This is a genomic window from Lactococcus sp. NH2-7C (assembly GCF_029953655.1).
In the GTDB taxonomy this organism is placed as follows: Bacteria; Bacillota; Bacilli; order Lactobacillales; family Streptococcaceae; genus Lactococcus; species Lactococcus lactis.
Genome location: NZ_CP124538.1, coordinates 887,782 through 904,872, shown reverse-complemented (window position 1 = coordinate 904,872; position 17,091 = coordinate 887,782). Strand labels below are relative to the sequence as shown.

Sequence of the window (17,091 nt, the reverse complement as noted above, 5' to 3'; positions counted from 1 at the left end):
AGTGAAAATGACAGAAAAAAAACACAAAATTCTTTATCATTAGTTCACTCAATCAAAGAAGAACTAAAGAATGATAAATTAGCAATGATTTCAACATTTTTCCTAGTTGCTGTCTTTCTAATCGTTTATATTTACTCGATGTTTTTAAAACAATCAACTTATGTTGATGTGAATATCATGGACCAATATCTGGCACCACTGACAAATGGACATTTACTGGGAACTGATAATGGTGGTCGAGATATCATCATGATGCTGATGATTTCTGCACGAAACTCTTTCAATATCGCTTTTGCAGTTACACTTATTACTTTAGTTGTAGGGAATATCTTAGGTGTAATTACGGGCTACTTTGGTGGGAGATTTGATTTAATCTTCATGCGTTTCACTGATTTTGTTATGATACTACCTTATCTGATGATTATCATCATCTTCGTGACGATTATTCCACACTTTAATTCTTGGTCTTTAATTGGGATTATCAGTATCTTTAGTTGGATAGGGACAACGCGTCTGATTCGGGCAAGAACAATGACAGAAGTCAATCGAGATTATGTTCGAGCATCAAAAACTTCGGGAACCTCTGATTTTAAAATTATGTTTCGGGAAATATGGCCCAACTTGTCCACCTTAGTCATTGCTGAAGCAACGCTTGTTTTTGCTGGAAATATTGGTTTAGAAACAGGGCTTTCTTTCTTAGGTTTTGGACTTCCAGCAGGGACACCATCTTTGGGGACAATGATAAATGAAGCGACTAATCCAGAAACAATGACTGATAAGCCTTGGACTTGGGTTCCAGCAACAGTGGTCATCCTAATTGTGGTGCTTGCCATTATCTTTATCGGAAATGCGCTAAGACGAGTGGCTGACCAAAGACAAGCTACAAGATAAACAACATTCAAGAGTGATAAAAATGTTTATCTATTAAAAATGGATATGATAAATTAAATATTATATTGAAGCAAAAAATAAAAAGAAATTATTGGAGAAACTAAGATGAAAAAATTAAAAGTAACTTTATTGGCAAGCAGTGTAGTTTTAGCAGCTGCACTCCTAAGTGCTTGTGGCTCTAACCAAAGCTCAAGCTCAGGTACAAGTACAAAAAAATTAAAAGCGGGGAATTTTGATGTTGCTTATCAAAACCCGGACAAGGCAATCAAAGGTGGGGATTTAAAGATTGCTTATCAAAGTAACTCACCGATGAAAGCTGAATGGTTGGCAGGACTTTCTGATGATGCCACTTTTGGTGCGATGTCGGGTCCTGGAGGAGGTCAAGATGCTCTCTTCTTTACTAACAGTTCCTTTAAATTTATCAATGGGGGACCTGCAAATGTCAGTCTTGACCCAAAAGCTAAAACGGCAACGATTACCCTTCGTAAAGATTTGAAATGGTCTGATGGTTCAGAAGTAACGGCTAAAGATTATGAATTTACCTATGAAACAATTGCTAATCCTGCTTATGGTTCCGACCGTTGGACTGATTCTCTGGCAAATATTGTTGGCTTGAGTGATTATCATGCGGGTAAAGCTAAAACAATCTCAGGAATTACTTTCCCTGATGGTGAAAACGGAAAAGTCATCAAGGTTCAATTTAAAGAAATGAAACCGGGGATGACTCAATCAGGAAATGGTTACTTCCTTGAAACGGTAGCGCCTTATCAATATTTGAAAGATGTTGCCCCTAAAGATTTGGCTTCTAGTCCAAAAACAACAACGAAACCATTGGTTACAGGCCCTTTTAAACCGAAAAATGTGGTTGCTGGTGAATCTATTAAATATGTCCCAAATCCTTACTATTGGGGTGAAAAACCAAAACTAAATTCAATTACTTATGAAATTGTATCAACCGCAAAATCAGTCGCAGCCCTTTCTGCGCATAAATACGACGTTATCAATTCGATGGCTAATAGTCAGTATAAACAAGTAAAAAACTTAAAGGGATACAAGGTTTTAGGACAACAAGCACTATATATTTCCTTGATGTACTATAATCTTGGACATTATGATACTAAAAATTCAATTAGTGTCCAAGACCGTAAAACGCCATTGCAAGATCAAAATGTTCGTCAAGCCATTGGTTATGCGCGAAATGTCGCAGAAGTGGATAATAAGTTCTCAAACGGGCTTTCAACTCCCGCAAATGGCTTAATTCCACCTATCTTTAAACAATTTACGAGTCCATCAGTCAAAGGGTATGAAAAACAAGACCTTGATAAAGCGGATAAACTTTTAGATGAAGACGGTTGGAAACTCAATAAATCTACAGGCTACCGTGAAAAAGACGGGAAAGAATTATCGCTTGTTTATGCGGCTCGTGTAGGTGATGCAAACTCCGAAACCATTGCTCAAAACTACATCCAACAATGGAAGAAGATTGGGGTAAAAGTTAGCCTTTACAATGGTAAATTAATGGAATTTAATTCTTGGGTTGATCATATGACGACTCCTCCAGGAGCAAATGACTGGGATATCACTGACGGTGCTTGGTCATTGTCATCTGAACCTTCGCAACAAGATTTGTTCTCAGCAGCAGCACCTTATAACTTTGGTCACTTTAATGATTCAGAAATCACTAAGGATTTAAATGATATTGATTCTGCCAAGTCTGAAAATCCAACTTACCGTAAAGCAGCTTTCGTTAAATATCAAGAAGATATGAATAAAAAAGCTTATGTTGTTCCAACAAACTTTTCACTAAGTTACACACCAGTTAATAAACGTGTGGTTGGGATGACGCTTGATTATGGCGCAATGAATACTTGGTCAGAAATTGGTGTTTCTTCTGATAAGATGGCAACCAAATAGTTTTACTTAACTTATGTTTACAAGTTTTTTGTAAAAATATCCTCACTTTAGTTTCGCAATTCTAAAGTCAAAGAAGCTCAAATTTATGATTTGAGCTTCTTTTGTTTAGCAATTTTTAATATTTGAACTTAAGAATTTAAAAATTAATTCATTTAAAAATGCTATAATGAGCCTAACTAATAATTAATTGAGGGAACAATATGCTAGTAAATTTTAGAGATATTCAGGCACAAAATTCAAAAGAATCCAGACTAAAAAAGAATATATTTTTTAGAGGAGGTCAGTTGACTGATTTAACAGCTGAAGATAAAAAAATTCTTACGAATAAATTACAAATTGGGAAAATTTATGATTTTAGGGGGAAAGAAGAGGTTACTAGTCAACCAGATGTTGAACTCGAAGGAATTAAATATGAAAATATAGATATTCTAGCTTCTGAAACTTCAGGAAATAATGGCTCTTTACAGGATATGATTATTAATGCCACAGATATTAGTGGAGCGATGATGAAAACTTATGAAAGTATTGTCATCAGTAAGTCTGCTTTAGAAGGATATCGAGCTTTTTTACTAGATCTTTTGGAGCAAAAACAAGCTGTTTATTTTCATTGTTTTGCTGGAAAAGATAGAACTGGGTTTGCTGCCGCCTTACTTTTAAAACTGTCAGGAGCTTCTGATGAGGAAATTATGAAGGATTATCTTAAAACGAATGTTGCTCGCAAAGAGGTGAATCAAGAAATTATTAATTCTTTGAAAGAAACGCTCACTAAAGAGCAAATTGAGGGACTACAGATTGCTCTTAGTGTTGATAAGATTTATTTGCTTCACGCAAGAGAAATTATGAAAGAAAATTTTGGATCTTTTGAGGGATATTTAAGAGAAGGACTCTCATTGGAGAAAGACTATATTGAACATTTTCAAAGACTTTATTTCAACTATAAATTATAAATTTAATCATAATCATTTTAGAAAAATAGTGATTTGAAGTCTTTTACTAACTAAGGTATAATTAAATTATTGCAATATTGGGGGATTCTCAAAGATGTTTAAATACTGGTGTATTCTAAAAGATGAGAAAAATTTGATATTGACGGCCACAATTCTCTCAAAGTAGGGTCTAAAAGACATCAAGCTTTGAGTAGTGTGAGCAAAGCTAAGGTTAAAGATTATAAATAAAAATTAAGGAAAAAATTGTGATTATAAATTTAATAATAATAGTCTTGATGATTTTTCTTACGGCATTTTTTGTTGCAGCTGAATTTTCGCTGGTTAAAATACGTAAGAGTCGTTTAGAGACATTAGAGAAAGAAAATAATAAAAGAGCGAAATTAGCGCTTAAAATAGTGAACCATTTAGACTCTTACTTAAGTGCTTGTCAACTTGGAATTACTTTAACTTCATTGGCAATTGGTTGGGTTGGTGAGAGTACAATGCATAGTATTTTGGTTCCTCTATTGTCTTATATTCCTTTACCTTCTGCATTATTAGATAGCCTGTCTATTATTTTAGCCTTTTTATTAATCACTTTTGTTCATGTGGTAATAGGGGAACTTATTCCAAAATCATTAAGTATTACGAAAACTGAGGGGGTTGTTTTGACTGTCGCCGCTCCTTTACATTTTTTCTATAAATTGACTTATCCTTTCGTTTGGTTATTGAATGCTTCGGCGAATTCAATTGGTAAATTGTTTAATTTAAGTTTGGCAACTGAAGGTGAAGAGATTCATTCAGAAGAAGAGTTAATCTTAATTGCTAATCAAAGTTTCATTAAGGGAGAAATCAACGAAAAAGAGTACGAATATCTCAATAATGTCTTTGAATTTGATGATTTGATAGCTAAGGATATCATGGTGTCGAGATTAGATATGGAGACGATTCCCGTTGATGTTTCGATTGAAGAAGCTTTAAAATTTGCGATTAAAAAAGGGCACACTCGTTTCCCTATTATTGCTAAAACTAAAGATGATATTCTTGGCTATGTTACGCTCCAAAATTTGATTAAAGAGTATTTAACTGCTCCTGATCAAGAAATAAAGAAAATCATGCAAGAACCCATTATATTTATTGATACTATTCCTGTAAAGTTATTACTCTCAGAGATGCAAAAAGAGCATAAACATTTTGCTATTCTATTGGATGAGTATGGTGGAACTAGTGGTCTTGTGACAATTGAGGACATTCTTGAAGAGTTAGTGGGTGATATTCAGGATGAAGAAGATCATGAGAAAGAGTTGGTAATAAAGCTTTCTCCAACTACTTATCAAGTAGATGGTAAATTGCTTTTGTCTGAATTCGACGAGCTTTTTAATGTTGATTTAGCTCAAAATAATTTGAGTAAAACGATTAGTGGTTTTATTACAAATTATTCACTAGAGAAAAATGAGCCACTCAAGGTGGGACAAACTTTCGAAATTGATAATTTAAAAATTACTATTATTGAAATGGATAAAATTACTCCTCATATTTTAGAAGTTAAACGAGTGTAGAGTGTCTTTGAGGTATAAAAAAACGGAGCTTTAAGAGGCTCCGCTTTTTTATTTTATTGACGAACGACGAGGACATCGCATGGTGCATTTTTGATAATGTAATCCGCCACTGAACCGATAAAGATACGTTCAATGTAAGAAAGACCAGTTGCTCCAAGAACAATGAGGCTAATTTCTTCTTCTTTTGGAAGAGTTTGACCAAGCATGACTTTTGGAGAACCAAATTCAACACGAGTTTTGACTTTTTTAACGCCAGCTTTTTTTGCTTCGTCAGCAAAGTCATTAATGAGGTTTTCAGCACCTTTGTGTGTATCATCAGCAACAACTGAATCATAGGCTGAGATAGATTGGAAGGCACGAAGGTCAATGACGTTAGCGATAACGAGTTCAGCATCGTTACGAAGTGCTGTTGCAACTGCTTTGTCAAAAGCTTTAGTAGCTTCTACCGAACCATCAATACCAACAAGGATTTTCTTATAGTTATCTAACATAGGCGACTCCTTCATAAGTTTTTATCTATATTTTAATTTTACTCTTATTTTGTCAATTTGTAAAAAGAAAACTGTTAAAAAATGGTTTATGGTATAATTGATGAAGTGAATTTCTTTAAAATAGTGGAAAAAATTACTGACAGAAATAGAAGTTCTCTATTGAAAGTCTGTCAGTAAATTTTGATGACTTATGAACTTAAAGAAAACTGTAAGAAATAGGTGAAAAATATGACTCGATATGCTGTGGTGGATCTGGAAGCGACCGATGCTCATAGTAGTGAAAATAAAATTATACAGATTGGGATTGTTCTTGTTGAAAATGGAAAAATTGTTGAAACTTTTTCCACTGAAGTCAATCCACATGAACCTTTGCTTCCAAGGATTAGTGAACTGACAGGTTTGTCAGATAAACAGTTAAAGACAGCTCCTGAGTTTTCAGAAGTTGCTACAAAAGTGCGAGAATTACTGACAGACAGTGTTTTTGTTGCTCATAATGCTAGGTTTGATTATGGACTTTTAGAAAAAAGTTTTCTTAATGCTGGCTTGGAATTTAATGAAATGTTGCGTGTCGATACAGTCGATTTGGCGCGTGTTTTTTACCCAACTTTTGAAAAATATGGTTTAGAATCATTGAGTGAAAAGTTAGATTTAGCGCATGACCATCCGCATGCCGCAGTTTCGGATGCGTATGCTACAGCTGAATTATTGCTGAAAATAGAAGCAAAAATCCAAAAGTTACCAAGAAGCGTTTTGGAAGAGTTGCTTAGACATTCGGACAATTTACTTTTTGAAAGTAAAACTTTTTTACAAGAGCAGTTGGATAAAACAAAAATTCGACCAGCTGGCTTTAAAGTGGTTCATAATATTGCGACGCGTAAGTTTAGGGCTTCTGTCAGTAAAAAAAGTCCACTGACAGACTTGTCAGCAAATTTTTCAGAAAATATCAGTAGATTGGGCTTGGCTTCTCGCTCAAAACAAGAAAAATTAGCTCATTTAATGGAAACAGAGCTTAGGCATTTACAAGCAAGTTTTATTGAGGCACCGACAGGACTTGGAAAAACTTATGGATACTTACTGCCAATTTTGGCCTCAGGAAAAGGACTTGTCGTTTCGACAGCAACCAAAGTTCTCCAAAAGCAATTAGTAAATGATGTGGCACCAAAACTTGGGAAAACATTTGGTTTAAAAATGGCCAAGATTGTTGGGACTAAAAATTACATTTCTCTGAGAAAATTTTCTGAGCTTTTATTAAATAATACTGACGGCAAAAATTTTGAAATTTTTAAAATGAAAATTTTAATTTGGCTGACAGAAACAAGGACAGGCGAATTGGATGAAGTTTCAAAAGTCATGACTAATGATGACTATTTTGAAGTCATTCGCCATGATGGCTATGTCAATACAAAACAGCTTCATTATGAACAAGATTTTTGGTTGAAAGCCCAAAAAGAAGCTGAACAGGCTGAAATTAAAGTGGTAAATCATGCCTATTTGATTGAACGTTTAGCTGACTATCCTGAAACTTTTTTGGAAAATCGTGTTCTTGTTGTTGATGAGGCTCAACAGTTATTTCCTATCATGGAAAATGCGGGTCAAAAATCTTTAAAAATTACTGACGAACTAATAAAAATTGATGCTGAAACAAGTGAAAATCCCCAGCTGACCAAAAGGCTTCAAGAAAGTCTTGTTTTTCAGCTTAATAAAAAAGAACTTGATTTAAATAAAATAAAGATAGATGCTGACGAACTTGGATTAAGAAATCTGTCAGCACTTTTAGAAGCTGATAATCAAATTATCTGGCGTGAAAATGGGATGCTTTATGCGAGTGACAAAGATTTCTATAATTTTGAACGATTGATTCCTAAAAATACCAAACTTTTTATGTTGGGTGCGACACTATCATTATCTAAAGACAAGCCGTCATTCCCTGACTTACTTGGTTTTACAGACTATCGCTTTTTCAAAATTGAAGGAAATCAAGCCACTAATCAGCAATTATTGACGGTGACAGATGCGCCTAATATCAAAAATCTAAGTTTAATCGATTATGCAGATTACACAGCAAATTCAATTGGAGAACTTTCAAAATTGAATTTACCAATGGTGGTCTTATTTACTTCAAAAATGGCTTTGACTTTTGTTGCTGAGAAATTATCTGCTGAAGGCTTTGATATTTTAGCACAAGATATTAATGGTAGTCCAGCCCAAATCAAGAAAAAGTTTGATAAAGGTGAAGGAAAAATTTTATTAGGTTTGGGTTCTTTTTGGGAGGGAGTCGATTTTGATAAGCAAAATCAAGTCATTCTTGTTATTCCAAGACTTCCATTTGCAACGCCTGATGATATTTTAACTAAAAAATATGCCAAAAAGTTTGAAAATCCTTTCTATGATTTTAATGTTCCAATGGCAACTTTAAAATTACGTCAGGCCATTGGTCAGGTAAACCGTCGTAAAAATCAGTACTCAAGTATTGTCGTATTAGATAAAAGACTTGCAGGAAAATCTTACGCCAAAAGAATGCGAAAAAATCTTTCAGAAACTTTACCTGTAAAAATGCTGAATTTACTAGACACAATCAGCGAAATCAAGAATTTTTTGATATAATAAAACATGTTTAAGCAAAAACTTAAAATGGGAAATTGGACAAATTATTTTTTCCTAATCATGAGAAATTTTACTAATAAGCCTTCAAATAATCTTTGAAAAAAAGATTTTCTCAAATTTTGAAAGAAGAAAAATATGAAAAAGCGAAAAATGACTCGACATTCGCAAATTATAATTGGAATTTTAGTGATAATTTTAGCCATTTATTTGTCTATCAGTCTTTTCTTTTGGAAGAGTCTAAGTCCCTATCATTCCGTTCGAGCGCAAGCGATTGACATTGCCACAGAAAAAACAGATTTAGTTAAAGCAACAGGGTTTGATATTGCTACAACTGACACCGTGACTTATTCAATTGTTGGCCTTAATAAAGCGAATCAAGAAATTGGAATTCTAATTCCAAAAAAATCTGGTAAAATTAAAGAAGTTAAATTATCGCAAGGGATTTCACCAGCAAGTCTAACGACAAAAGATACTAAATCAGTTGTCTTGGCACTTTACAAAGGGAAACCGGCTTGGGAAGTAAATAATAGCAATGGTTTTAAAGTTTATGACTTTGAGTCAGGAAAAGAGTTGATATGAAAAAAAATTCTGATTTTGTATTAAAAATGGATGAGTCCGTAACTCTTGCTGCGGCAAATCGCGCAAAAGCATTAAAAGCACAAGGGCGAGATATTATTGACCTGACACTTGGTCAGCCAGACTTTCCAACACCAAAAATAATTGGTCAAGCAGCCATTGAAGCAATCGATAATGGCAAGGCGAGCTTCTATACACAAGCTGGTGGACTTCCAGAATTAAAAAATGCAGTTCAACATTATTGGACGCGTTTTTATAATTATGAAGTTCAACCAAATGAAATATTGATTACAGCTGGAGCAAAGTTTGCCCTTTATGCTTACTTTATGGCAACTGTTGACCCTGACGATGAGGTGATCATTCCTGCTCCTTACTGGGTTTCTTATGTTGACCAAGTGAAAATGGCTGGAGGAAATCTGGTAATTGTAGAAGCCAAGCAAGAAAATAATTTCAAAGTTACGGTTGAGCAATTAGAAGAAGCAAGAACAAGTAAAAGTAAAATTTTATTACTCAATTCACCTTCTAATCCAACAGGAATGATTTATTCCAAAGAAGAATTGACAGCCATTGGAGAGTGGGCAGTTGCCCATGATTTATTAATTTTGGCAGATGATATTTATCATCGCTTAGTTTATAATGGAGCGAAATTTACAGCAATTTCAAGTCTATCTGATGAAATTCAGAAAAGAACGACAGTGATTAATGGTGTTTCTAAAACATTTGCAATGACTGGTTGGCGGATTGGGCTAGCTGTAGGTGATCCAGAAATTATTTCTGCGATGACTAAGATTGCAAGCCAAACGACTTCAAATCCAACTGCTGTTGCTCAATACGCAGCAATAGAAGCTTTTGAAGAAAGAGATAATAGTTTTGAGATAATGCATGCAGCATTTGAAGAACGTTTAAATATCATTTATGGTCAACTTTCTGAGGTTCCGGGGTTTGAACTTGTAAAACCAAATGGTGCTTTCTATTTATTCCCGAAAGTGACTAAGGCAATGGCGATGAAGGGTTATACAGATGTGACTGATTTTACAACTGCTATTCTTGAAGAAGCAGGTGTAGCCTTGGTTACAGGAGCGGGTTTTGGTTCGTCAGAAAATGTGCGCTTGAGCTATGCAACCAGTCTTGAAAATTTAGAAGTTGCAGTGGCACGTTTAAAAGATTGGATGAATGAATGATCGATAAGAAAGAAGCAAAATCGGCCTATAAACTTTCAAAAAAAGTTGGAGCAGTTGTTGCTTATAAGAATCTCGAAACGAATGAACGCTATATTGATATAGCACCAGATTTAGCAGGTGTAAAAAATCGTTTTGAATTTGCCAAAAAAACGGGAATTGGCTTACCTTATGCCATTGAAAAAGCAGCGAAAACAGCTGATTTTGAATTGGAAGTTCTTGAAGAATTAGAAAAAGATGAGCTCCAAACCACTAAAGAATTCAAAGAAGATTTAAAAACTTTAAAAGAAATCTGGCTTGAAAAGTTATAAAAGTATTAGTAAGGACACCACTAAAAATTCAAATTTCCGCTTTGTGTCAGATTTTTCTGTCTGCGTTATCAATCCTCCTAGACGGTGCCCGCACCGCCTTCGTCTGATTTCCTAGCAGATAAAAAATCCGCTCACAAATCAAAAAGCAGTTTTTAGAGGTATTCTAAAAAAATTAAAAAATAGAAATATAGATAGAAGGACTTATTTATGAAAGACTTAATTTCAATCATCGACGTCAAAAACCACGTTGGTGAAACAGTAAAAATCGGCGCTTGGGTTGCTGACAAATCAGGTAAAGGGAAACTTCAATTTCTTCAACTTCGCGATGGAACAGCATTTTTCCAAGCTGTTGTTTTCAAACCAAATATGATTGAAAAATATGGTGAAGAAGAAGGAACAGCTAAATTTGATGAAATTAAACATCTCTCACAAGAAACTTCAGTTTATGTGACAGGTGTCGTTAAAGAAGATTCACGTTCAAAATTTGGTTATGAACTTGATGTGACTGATTTGGAAGTGATTGGTCAATCACATGATTATCCAATTACGCCAAAAGAACACGGCGTTGAATTCCTCCTTGATAACCGTCATTTATGGTTGCGTTCAAAACGCCAAATGGCAATGATGCAAGTGCGTAATGCAATTATCTATGCAAGTTATGATTTCTTTGCGAAAAATGGCTTCATTAAGTTTGATAGTCCAATTCTTTCAGGAAATGCTGCTGAAAATACAACAGAACTCTTTGAAACAGATTATTTCGGTAATCCTGCTTTCTTGTCACAATCAGGACAACTTTATCTTGAAGCCGGAGCGATGGCTCTTGGACGTGTTTTCGACTTTGGACCAGTATTCCGTGCTGAAAAATCAAAAACTCGTCGTCATTTAACAGAATTTTGGATGATGGATGCAGAATATCCTTTTGTTACTCATGATGAATCATTAGATATTCAAGAAGCTTATGTGAAAGCTTTGATTCAAGGTGTTTTGGATAATGCTGCTTATGCTCTTGAAACACTTGAACGTGATACAAGCATGTTGCAAAAGTATATTGATACACCTTTCAAACGTGTTTCTTATGATGATGCTATTGATTTGTTGCAAGCACACGAAAATGATGAAGATACAGATTATGAACATGTAGAACATGGGGATGACTTCGGATCGCCTCATGAAACATGGATTTCAAATTACTATGGAGTTCCAACATTTATCGTCAACTATCCTGCAAGTTTCAAAGCTTTCTACATGAAACCAGTACCTGGCAATCCAGAACGAGTTTTGTGTGCTGACCTTTTGGCTCCAGAAGGTTATGGTGAAATCATCGGTGGTTCAGAACGTGAAACAGATTACGATTTATTACTTAAGAAAATTGCTGATTTCGGTTTAGATCCTAAAGATTATGATTGGTATTTAGAACTTCGTAAATTTGGTTCAGTTCCTCATGCTGGTTTCGGACTTGGTCTTGAACGTATGGTCACTTTTGTCGCTGGTACAGAACACATTCGCGAAGCAATTCCATTCCCACGGATGATTAACCGTATCCAACCTTAATAAAAATAAAAAAACCTATTTTAAGGTTTTTTTATTTTTATTATTAAGAGTTTCAATGCCAACTTTAAAAGAATATTGTATGAAATGATTAATAAATTTGGATAATGATAGCCTTTGCAAGACTGTGATATAATAAACTTATGAAAAATAAAGAAGAACCTCGGATGAAGTGGTCGGATGACGAATATGAAGCGATGATAGATTTGGCAACAAGACAGTTGGCTGAGCGAATGGCTGAAAGAGCTTTGATGACTTACGAGATTTATGAATATGATTATCTTGATTCGCAGTTTGTGGCCGATTTTATTGCAGAGTTTGTTATTAGTTCCTACAGTTCATATTTGATCAAGCCAGAAAATCTTGATGAAGAGGTGATGCTTTTATTATTTGTCAATATGGCTTATGAAAATATGCGGGGATTGCCAGATGAAGTGGCACAATACCACAGACTTTTTAGACAACTTTGTGACCTTTATTATGAACAAGGTTGTTTACGTCATGCTTTGGTTGACGAAGCGGACTATCAGGAAATGGTTTTGGCAATTTTAGCTGATATTTTTATGGAAGTGAAAATGAGAAAAAAATTTAAAAAGTAATTTTGTAATCTTAAAGGGGAGAAAATGGATTTAGATGCTTACCAAAAAGCAATTATCAAATTTGATTTGAATGAAAAAATAGAGAGTCAAAATGAAATAGATTTTGCATTTGTGGATAAAATTTTGGGATTATCTGGTGAAGCAGGTGAAGTTGCTGACAAGGTAAAAAAAGTCATCCGTGACCAAGAGGGAAAGCTGTCATTCAATGATAAAAAGGCCATCGGTCAAGAGCTTGGTGATGTTCTTTGGTATGTAGCAACGAGTGCGCGTTATCTAGGAATTTCTCTTGAACAAATTGCGAGCGAAAATATTGAAAAATTAGAGAGTCGATTGAGTCGTGGCAAAATTTCAGGCTCAGGGGATGAGAGATGAAAATATTGATTGTGGCTGGTTTGCCAGATTTTATACCTAATGAAAGTTTTGATAAATATATTGGTGTGGATAGAGGGTCACTATTTTTAGTGGAAAAAGGTTATCAATTGGCTCTAGCAATTGGTGATTTTGATTCTGTCAGTAAAATTGAACTTGAAAAAATTTCTGTCAGTACTGACAGATTGATTAAATTGCCTGCTGAAAAAGATTTGACAGATTTAGAAGCGGCTTTAGATTTTGTTTTAGAGTATTTTGCTGATGCGGAAATTGTAATTGCTGGTGCTTTAGGTGGACGTTTGGACCATTTACTGACCAATGCTTATTTAGCAACACGACCAAAATATCAAGCCCTCGCTCCAAAAATGACTTTAGTTGACCGACAAAATTTGGTGACCTATTTGTTGCCTGGTCAGCATTTACTAAAGAGAAAGCTAACTTACCAATATGTTGGATTTGTTCAAGTAGAAACAAAGGATAGTTTAGCCATTGAAGAAGCAAAATATCCTTTGAAAGCAGAGGATAATTTTAGTCAAATCTATGCTAGTAATGAATTTATCAGTGACCAAATGAAAGTTTCATTCAATCAGGGAATGGTCATTGTAATTTATTCAGGCGATTCGCATAAAAAATAAATAATAAGAGGTTAAGGAGAACGGAAAAAGTATGATTATTGGAGTCATTGGGGCAACATCAAATATTGCAAGTAAGGCTTATTTACCAGTTTATGCGAAAATGCAGGCGGACCATCGTTTTATTTTGTATTCTCGTCAGTGGGAAAAAGCTGAAGAAGTTCGCAAACATTATAAATTTGAATATGCGACAGAGGACTTGTCAGCACTAGAAACTGTGGATTTGGTTATTATTCATGCGGCAACTTCCCAACATTTTGAGTTAGCTAAAAGATATTTGTCAGCGGGAGTTCCTGTTTTAATGGATAAACCTGTTTCAGAAAAATTAGCCGAAGTAAAAGAATTGCAAAAAATTGCTGACCAAAATAATACTTTATTTGTCGTCGCTTTTAATCGCAGATTTGCACCACAAACAGCTAAATTAAAAGCTCTCCCAGATAAAAATATGGTGAAAGTAAGTAAAAATTTAGCAAATTCTGCCAGTGAAAAAATTACATTTTCAATGTACGATATTTTTATTCACCCTCTGGACACCTTGATTTATTTGCTAGATGATGAGATTTTAGAAGTCAATTATTCATTAAAGAAGAATCAAGACGGGCAATTAACAAGAGCAATTGTTATGCTAGAAACAGCGACAACGAGTGGAATTGCCACAATGAACTTAGAAGCTGGCGCCTTTACTGAAGAATTTACAGTAGAAAGTCCTAGAGAAAGCCTTCGCTTGTCAGAACTGTGCGAACTTGAAAAATTTACAGGAATTGACCGTCAAAAATTTGGAATAAGTGGTTGGCAAAGTGCGACATACAATCGTGGTTTTGATGAAATCATTTCTGCCATGGTTCTAGCGGTTGAAAAATTTGATGGTCAAAATCGTCAGGAATTACTGACAGAACTTAAACAAGAAAATATTCTAAAATCCCACGAAATCATTGACCAAATGTTAAAATGAAAAGTTACTGACAGAAATACTAACGTATCTGTAAACAACTATCTACGGGCTTTGCACTGAGCTATCCATTTTCTTTATCCGCTAATCTTCGCTGCGCTCGAATGCCCACTTGTTGTAGGGTGCTAAAGCACCAACGCAAGTCGCAAATGAATGATAAAAGGGCAAAGCAGTAACAGCTATCCTCTGACAGAAATATTAGCCTATCTTAAAATGGCTGACAGAGTTAAAAAAATTTCTGTCAGCATTTTTTTAGTCTGAGCCTTGCATTATTGTCAATAAAAAAGTATAATTATTAAAAAATTAAGAAAAGGAGTCCGCATGAAAACACAACAATCTACAGTCTTTTATTTTTGGTGCAGATAGTTTGTGTTTATGCAATTGGCGTAGATACAACTTTTGAGTATACTCAAGTTTCTGCGCCGGGATTCAAAGAAGACCGGATAGTAAAAACTATCTGGTCTTTCTTTTTTAATTTTTTTTACCCTTTCATTCGACTCTAAAGTAAAATTAATCGTAAAGACCGACTCCAAGCAGGGTTTTGCTAGATGAATGGAAGGGAACTTATAAAAGAAAGCTTTGCTTTCACACATTAGAAAAGAGGAATTTTATGGAAAATTCTACAGGCTTGAAGTCTGCTTTAAAGACTCGCCACATTGTTATGCTCTCACTTGGGGGAGCGATTGGTTCAGGACTATTTTTGGGTTCTGGAAAAGTCATCGCACAGGCTGGGCCAAGTGTATTACTCTCATACATCTTAGCTGGACTGACACTTTATGTTGTCATGTATGGTGTTGGGAAAATGGTTATCCATCAAGATGAACATAAGGCTGGAATGGCCGGAGTTGTTGCTCCTTTTATTGGAGACCACTGGGCGCATTTTGCGGACTGGGTTTACTGGGCAACTTGGATGGCCGTCCTAATTGCAGAAGAAGCAGGGGTATCGACTTTCCTTGCCATGTTAATTCCTGGAGTACCATTATGGGTTTTCGCCCTGATTGTAGCAGTTCTTGGAACCGCAATCAATCTCTGGTCAGTTAGAGCTTTTGCCGAAACGGAATATTGGCTTGCCTTTATTAAAGTCGCTGTTATTTTAATTTTAATTGCACTCGGAATTTATTTATTAGTTATTAATGATGCTCATCTTGGTTTTGTTGCTGATACTGCTCAAAAAGGATCAACTAAAAGTACAGCACCAAGCTTCGCTCCTAATGGTTTTTCAGGATTTTTAACTTCATTATTGGTTGTTATTTTCTCATTTGGTGGTTCTGAATTGGCAGCAATTACAGTTGCTGAAACGGAAAATCCAAAAGTAGCGATTCCGAGAGCTATTCGAGGTGTTTTAATTCGGATTATTAGTTTTTATGTTATTCCAATCTTTTTATTCTTGCAATTATTGCCATGGAGCGAAGTTTCAAATCCAGATGCAGCAAGTCCATTTGCTACAATTTTTGCTCGAGTAGGAATTCCACATGCTGATAAAATCGTTCTCGTAATCATTGTCATCGCGATCTTCTCAGCTGTTAACTCAGCAATTTATGCCACTTCTCGCTCACTCTATTCACGCATTCAAGGTTCAAATTCTTATGTAGGTCAAAGATTGGGCAAATTATCTAAAAACCAAGTCCCAACGAATGCGATTTTAGTTTCATCATTTGTTTTGTTTATTGGTGTACTTTTGTCAGCAATTTTGGGTGATGGATTCTGGCAATTTGTGGCTGGTTCGATTTCATTTACGATTTCAATTGTTTGGATTCTGCTTTTAGTCGCTGCTCTTGTTTTATATTTTAAACATAAAGAAGTAACGAATTGGTTTGTTAAGTTGGCAACACTTGTTGTGCTTATTGCTTTAACGATTATCTTCATCATGCAAATTGTCACTAATCCATGGACTTTGTCAGTCTTTGCTCTAGTGATTTGCCTCCTTTCTTACTTTACTTACCGAAAGAAAAAAGCATAATAATAAAAAACATTCATTTTAAATGAATGTTTTTCTTTTGTTTGAGCTCTAGGTATTCAATAAACTTTTCTTTGATTAAATCATTTTTGATAAGTGACAATTTTTGCTTGCGAACAAGTTTATGTTTAAACCACCATTCACAAGACATGGCATCATTTTTATTATCAAAATCAACAGAGGCAAGCAGCTTAACTGGCAATCTTGTTTTTGTGTATTTCGCCCCTTTACCAGAGTTATGAGTGGCAAGTCTTTTTTCTAAATCAGTGGTATAGCCACAGTAAAGTGTTTGGTCGGCACACTGTAAAACATATGTAAAATGAGTACCCATGAAAATTATCCTAGATTTCTAAAATGGTAAATGCTTATAAAATGATTATAACATTTCGTGTAGCCAAAGTTAAGAGCTAGCTTCCATTCGTGGTATAATAGAGATAGTCACTTATAATTTATAGCCCATCAATTAATATAACAAATGTTTATCATTTGAAGGATATAAATTTAAATAAAAAGGAAAATCATTTTAGACTCATAAACTAATTGTTTAGAGAACGTGTCCAAATTTATTTGTGAGCTTTGCTCACTTA

General features: G+C 34.8%; 15 protein-coding genes and 1 pseudogene. 14 read left to right on the top strand and 2 right to left on the bottom strand.

Features of this window, described 5'->3' with window-relative positions; genetic code table 11:
- Positions 1 to 7 precede the first annotated feature (7 nt).
- From oppC to QJV49_RS04305, 4 genes and pseudogenes are all read left to right on the top strand, one after another.
- Positions 8 to 891: pseudogene (gene oppC / locus QJV49_RS04320) on the top strand (murein tripeptide/oligopeptide ABC transporter permease OppC).
- A gap of 105 nt (positions 892 to 996) precedes the next feature.
- The gene (locus QJV49_RS04315) at positions 997 to 2,805 is read left to right on the top strand and encodes an oligopeptide ABC transporter substrate-binding protein (protein ID WP_225511849.1); all 1,809 of its coding nucleotides are present in this window, start codon (positions 997 to 999) and stop codon (positions 2,803 to 2,805) included.
- A gap of 200 nt (positions 2,806 to 3,005) precedes the next feature.
- The gene (locus QJV49_RS04310) at positions 3,006 to 3,752 is read left to right on the top strand and encodes a tyrosine-protein phosphatase (protein ID WP_225511851.1); all 747 of its coding nucleotides are present in this window, start codon (positions 3,006 to 3,008) and stop codon (positions 3,750 to 3,752) included.
- Positions 3,753 to 3,997: 245 nt separating this feature from the next.
- Positions 3,998 to 5,290, top strand: a complete 1,293-nt coding sequence (locus tag QJV49_RS04305; protein ID WP_225511852.1) for a hemolysin family protein — start codon at positions 3,998 to 4,000, stop codon at positions 5,288 to 5,290.
- A 53-nt stretch (positions 5,291 to 5,343) separates the two neighbouring features.
- Here QJV49_RS04305 and QJV49_RS04300 read toward each other — a convergent pair whose 3' ends face one another.
- Positions 5,344 to 5,781, bottom strand: coding sequence for a universal stress protein (locus QJV49_RS04300; RefSeq protein WP_010906159.1), 438 nt, complete (start codon positions 5,779 to 5,781; stop codon positions 5,344 to 5,346).
- 228 nt (positions 5,782 to 6,009) lie between these two features.
- On the opposite strand from QJV49_RS04300, the gene QJV49_RS04295 reads away from it, so the two are divergent.
- The 10 genes from QJV49_RS04295 (at position 6,010) to QJV49_RS04250 (ending at position 16,507) form a co-directional block, all read left to right on the top strand.
- Positions 6,010 to 8,385: a helicase C-terminal domain-containing protein gene (locus tag QJV49_RS04295; protein WP_225511853.1), complete on the top strand. Its 2,376-nt coding sequence runs from the start codon at positions 6,010 to 6,012 to the stop codon at positions 8,383 to 8,385.
- A gap of 135 nt (positions 8,386 to 8,520) precedes the next feature.
- Positions 8,521 to 8,964: a DUF5590 domain-containing protein gene (locus QJV49_RS04290; RefSeq protein WP_225511855.1), complete on the top strand. Its 444-nt coding sequence runs from the start codon at positions 8,521 to 8,523 to the stop codon at positions 8,962 to 8,964.
- Positions 8,961 to 10,142 (top strand): pyridoxal phosphate-dependent aminotransferase, encoded by a 1,182-nt coding sequence (locus tag QJV49_RS04285; RefSeq protein ID WP_225511856.1) that lies wholly within the window; start codon positions 8,961 to 8,963, stop codon positions 10,140 to 10,142. The genes QJV49_RS04290 and QJV49_RS04285 overlap by 4 nt, the downstream gene beginning before the upstream one ends.
- A complete protein-coding gene (locus QJV49_RS04280) occupies positions 10,139 to 10,450 on the top strand; it encodes a hypothetical protein (RefSeq protein ID WP_003130296.1) in 312 nt (103 codons plus the stop codon). The genes QJV49_RS04285 and QJV49_RS04280 overlap by 4 nt, the downstream gene beginning before the upstream one ends.
- A 207-nt stretch (positions 10,451 to 10,657) precedes the next feature.
- Complete coding sequence (gene asnS / locus QJV49_RS04275; RefSeq protein ID WP_225511858.1) at positions 10,658 to 12,001, top strand: asparagine--tRNA ligase; 1,344 nt, start codon at positions 10,658 to 10,660, stop codon at positions 11,999 to 12,001.
- 140 nt (positions 12,002 to 12,141) lie between these two features.
- Positions 12,142 to 12,597: a hypothetical protein gene (locus QJV49_RS04270; RefSeq protein ID WP_225511859.1), complete on the top strand. Its 456-nt coding sequence runs from the start codon at positions 12,142 to 12,144 to the stop codon at positions 12,595 to 12,597.
- A gap of 24 nt (positions 12,598 to 12,621) precedes the next feature.
- Positions 12,622 to 12,969, top strand: a complete 348-nt coding sequence (locus tag QJV49_RS04265) for a nucleoside triphosphate pyrophosphohydrolase family protein (protein ID WP_225511860.1) — start codon at positions 12,622 to 12,624, stop codon at positions 12,967 to 12,969.
- A complete protein-coding gene (locus QJV49_RS04260; RefSeq protein ID WP_010906154.1) occupies positions 12,966 to 13,601 on the top strand; it encodes a thiamine diphosphokinase in 636 nt (211 codons plus the stop codon). Before QJV49_RS04265 ends, QJV49_RS04260 begins: the two co-directional genes overlap by 4 nt.
- Before the next feature lie 31 nt (positions 13,602 to 13,632).
- The gene (locus tag QJV49_RS04255; protein WP_038601917.1) at positions 13,633 to 14,550 is read left to right on the top strand and encodes a Gfo/Idh/MocA family protein; all 918 of its coding nucleotides are present in this window, start codon (positions 13,633 to 13,635) and stop codon (positions 14,548 to 14,550) included.
- A gap of 607 nt (positions 14,551 to 15,157) precedes the next feature.
- Positions 15,158 to 16,507, top strand: coding sequence for an amino acid permease (locus QJV49_RS04250; RefSeq protein ID WP_225511861.1), 1,350 nt, complete (start codon positions 15,158 to 15,160; stop codon positions 16,505 to 16,507).
- 13 nt (positions 16,508 to 16,520) lie between these two features.
- Here QJV49_RS04250 and QJV49_RS04245 read toward each other — a convergent pair whose 3' ends face one another.
- Positions 16,521 to 16,835: a GIY-YIG nuclease family protein gene (locus QJV49_RS04245; RefSeq protein WP_225511862.1), complete on the bottom strand. Its 315-nt coding sequence runs from the start codon at positions 16,833 to 16,835 to the stop codon at positions 16,521 to 16,523.
- Positions 16,836 to 17,091: the final 256 nt, after the last annotated feature.

Bases quoted from the DNA above. Each gene is read 5' to 3' on its own strand.
- QJV49_RS04315 (WP_225511849.1), top strand. From the start codon at position 997: ATGAAAAAATTAAAAGTAACTTTATTGGCAAGCAGTGTAGTTTTAGCA.
- QJV49_RS04310 (WP_225511851.1), top strand. From the start codon at position 3,006: ATGCTAGTAAATTTTAGAGATATTCAGGCACAAAATTCAAAAGAATCC.
- QJV49_RS04300 (WP_010906159.1), bottom strand. From the start codon at position 5,781: ATGTTAGATAACTATAAGAAAATCCTTGTTGGTATTGATGGTTCGGTA.
- QJV49_RS04295 (WP_225511853.1), top strand. From the start codon at position 6,010: ATGACTCGATATGCTGTGGTGGATCTGGAAGCGACCGATGCTCATAGT.
- QJV49_RS04290 (WP_225511855.1), top strand. From the start codon at position 8,521: ATGAAAAAGCGAAAAATGACTCGACATTCGCAAATTATAATTGGAATT.
- QJV49_RS04285 (WP_225511856.1), top strand. From the start codon at position 8,961: ATGAAAAAAAATTCTGATTTTGTATTAAAAATGGATGAGTCCGTAACT.
- QJV49_RS04280 (WP_003130296.1), top strand. From the start codon at position 10,139: ATGATCGATAAGAAAGAAGCAAAATCGGCCTATAAACTTTCAAAAAAA.
- asnS (WP_225511858.1), top strand. From the start codon at position 10,658: ATGAAAGACTTAATTTCAATCATCGACGTCAAAAACCACGTTGGTGAA.
- QJV49_RS04270 (WP_225511859.1), top strand. From the start codon at position 12,142: ATGAAAAATAAAGAAGAACCTCGGATGAAGTGGTCGGATGACGAATAT.
- QJV49_RS04265 (WP_225511860.1), top strand. From the start codon at position 12,622: ATGGATTTAGATGCTTACCAAAAAGCAATTATCAAATTTGATTTGAAT.
- QJV49_RS04260 (WP_010906154.1), top strand. From the start codon at position 12,966: ATGAAAATATTGATTGTGGCTGGTTTGCCAGATTTTATACCTAATGAA.
- QJV49_RS04255 (WP_038601917.1), top strand. From the start codon at position 13,633: ATGATTATTGGAGTCATTGGGGCAACATCAAATATTGCAAGTAAGGCT.
- QJV49_RS04250 (WP_225511861.1), top strand. From the start codon at position 15,158: ATGGAAAATTCTACAGGCTTGAAGTCTGCTTTAAAGACTCGCCACATT.
- QJV49_RS04245 (WP_225511862.1), bottom strand. From the start codon at position 16,835: ATGGGTACTCATTTTACATATGTTTTACAGTGTGCCGACCAAACACTT.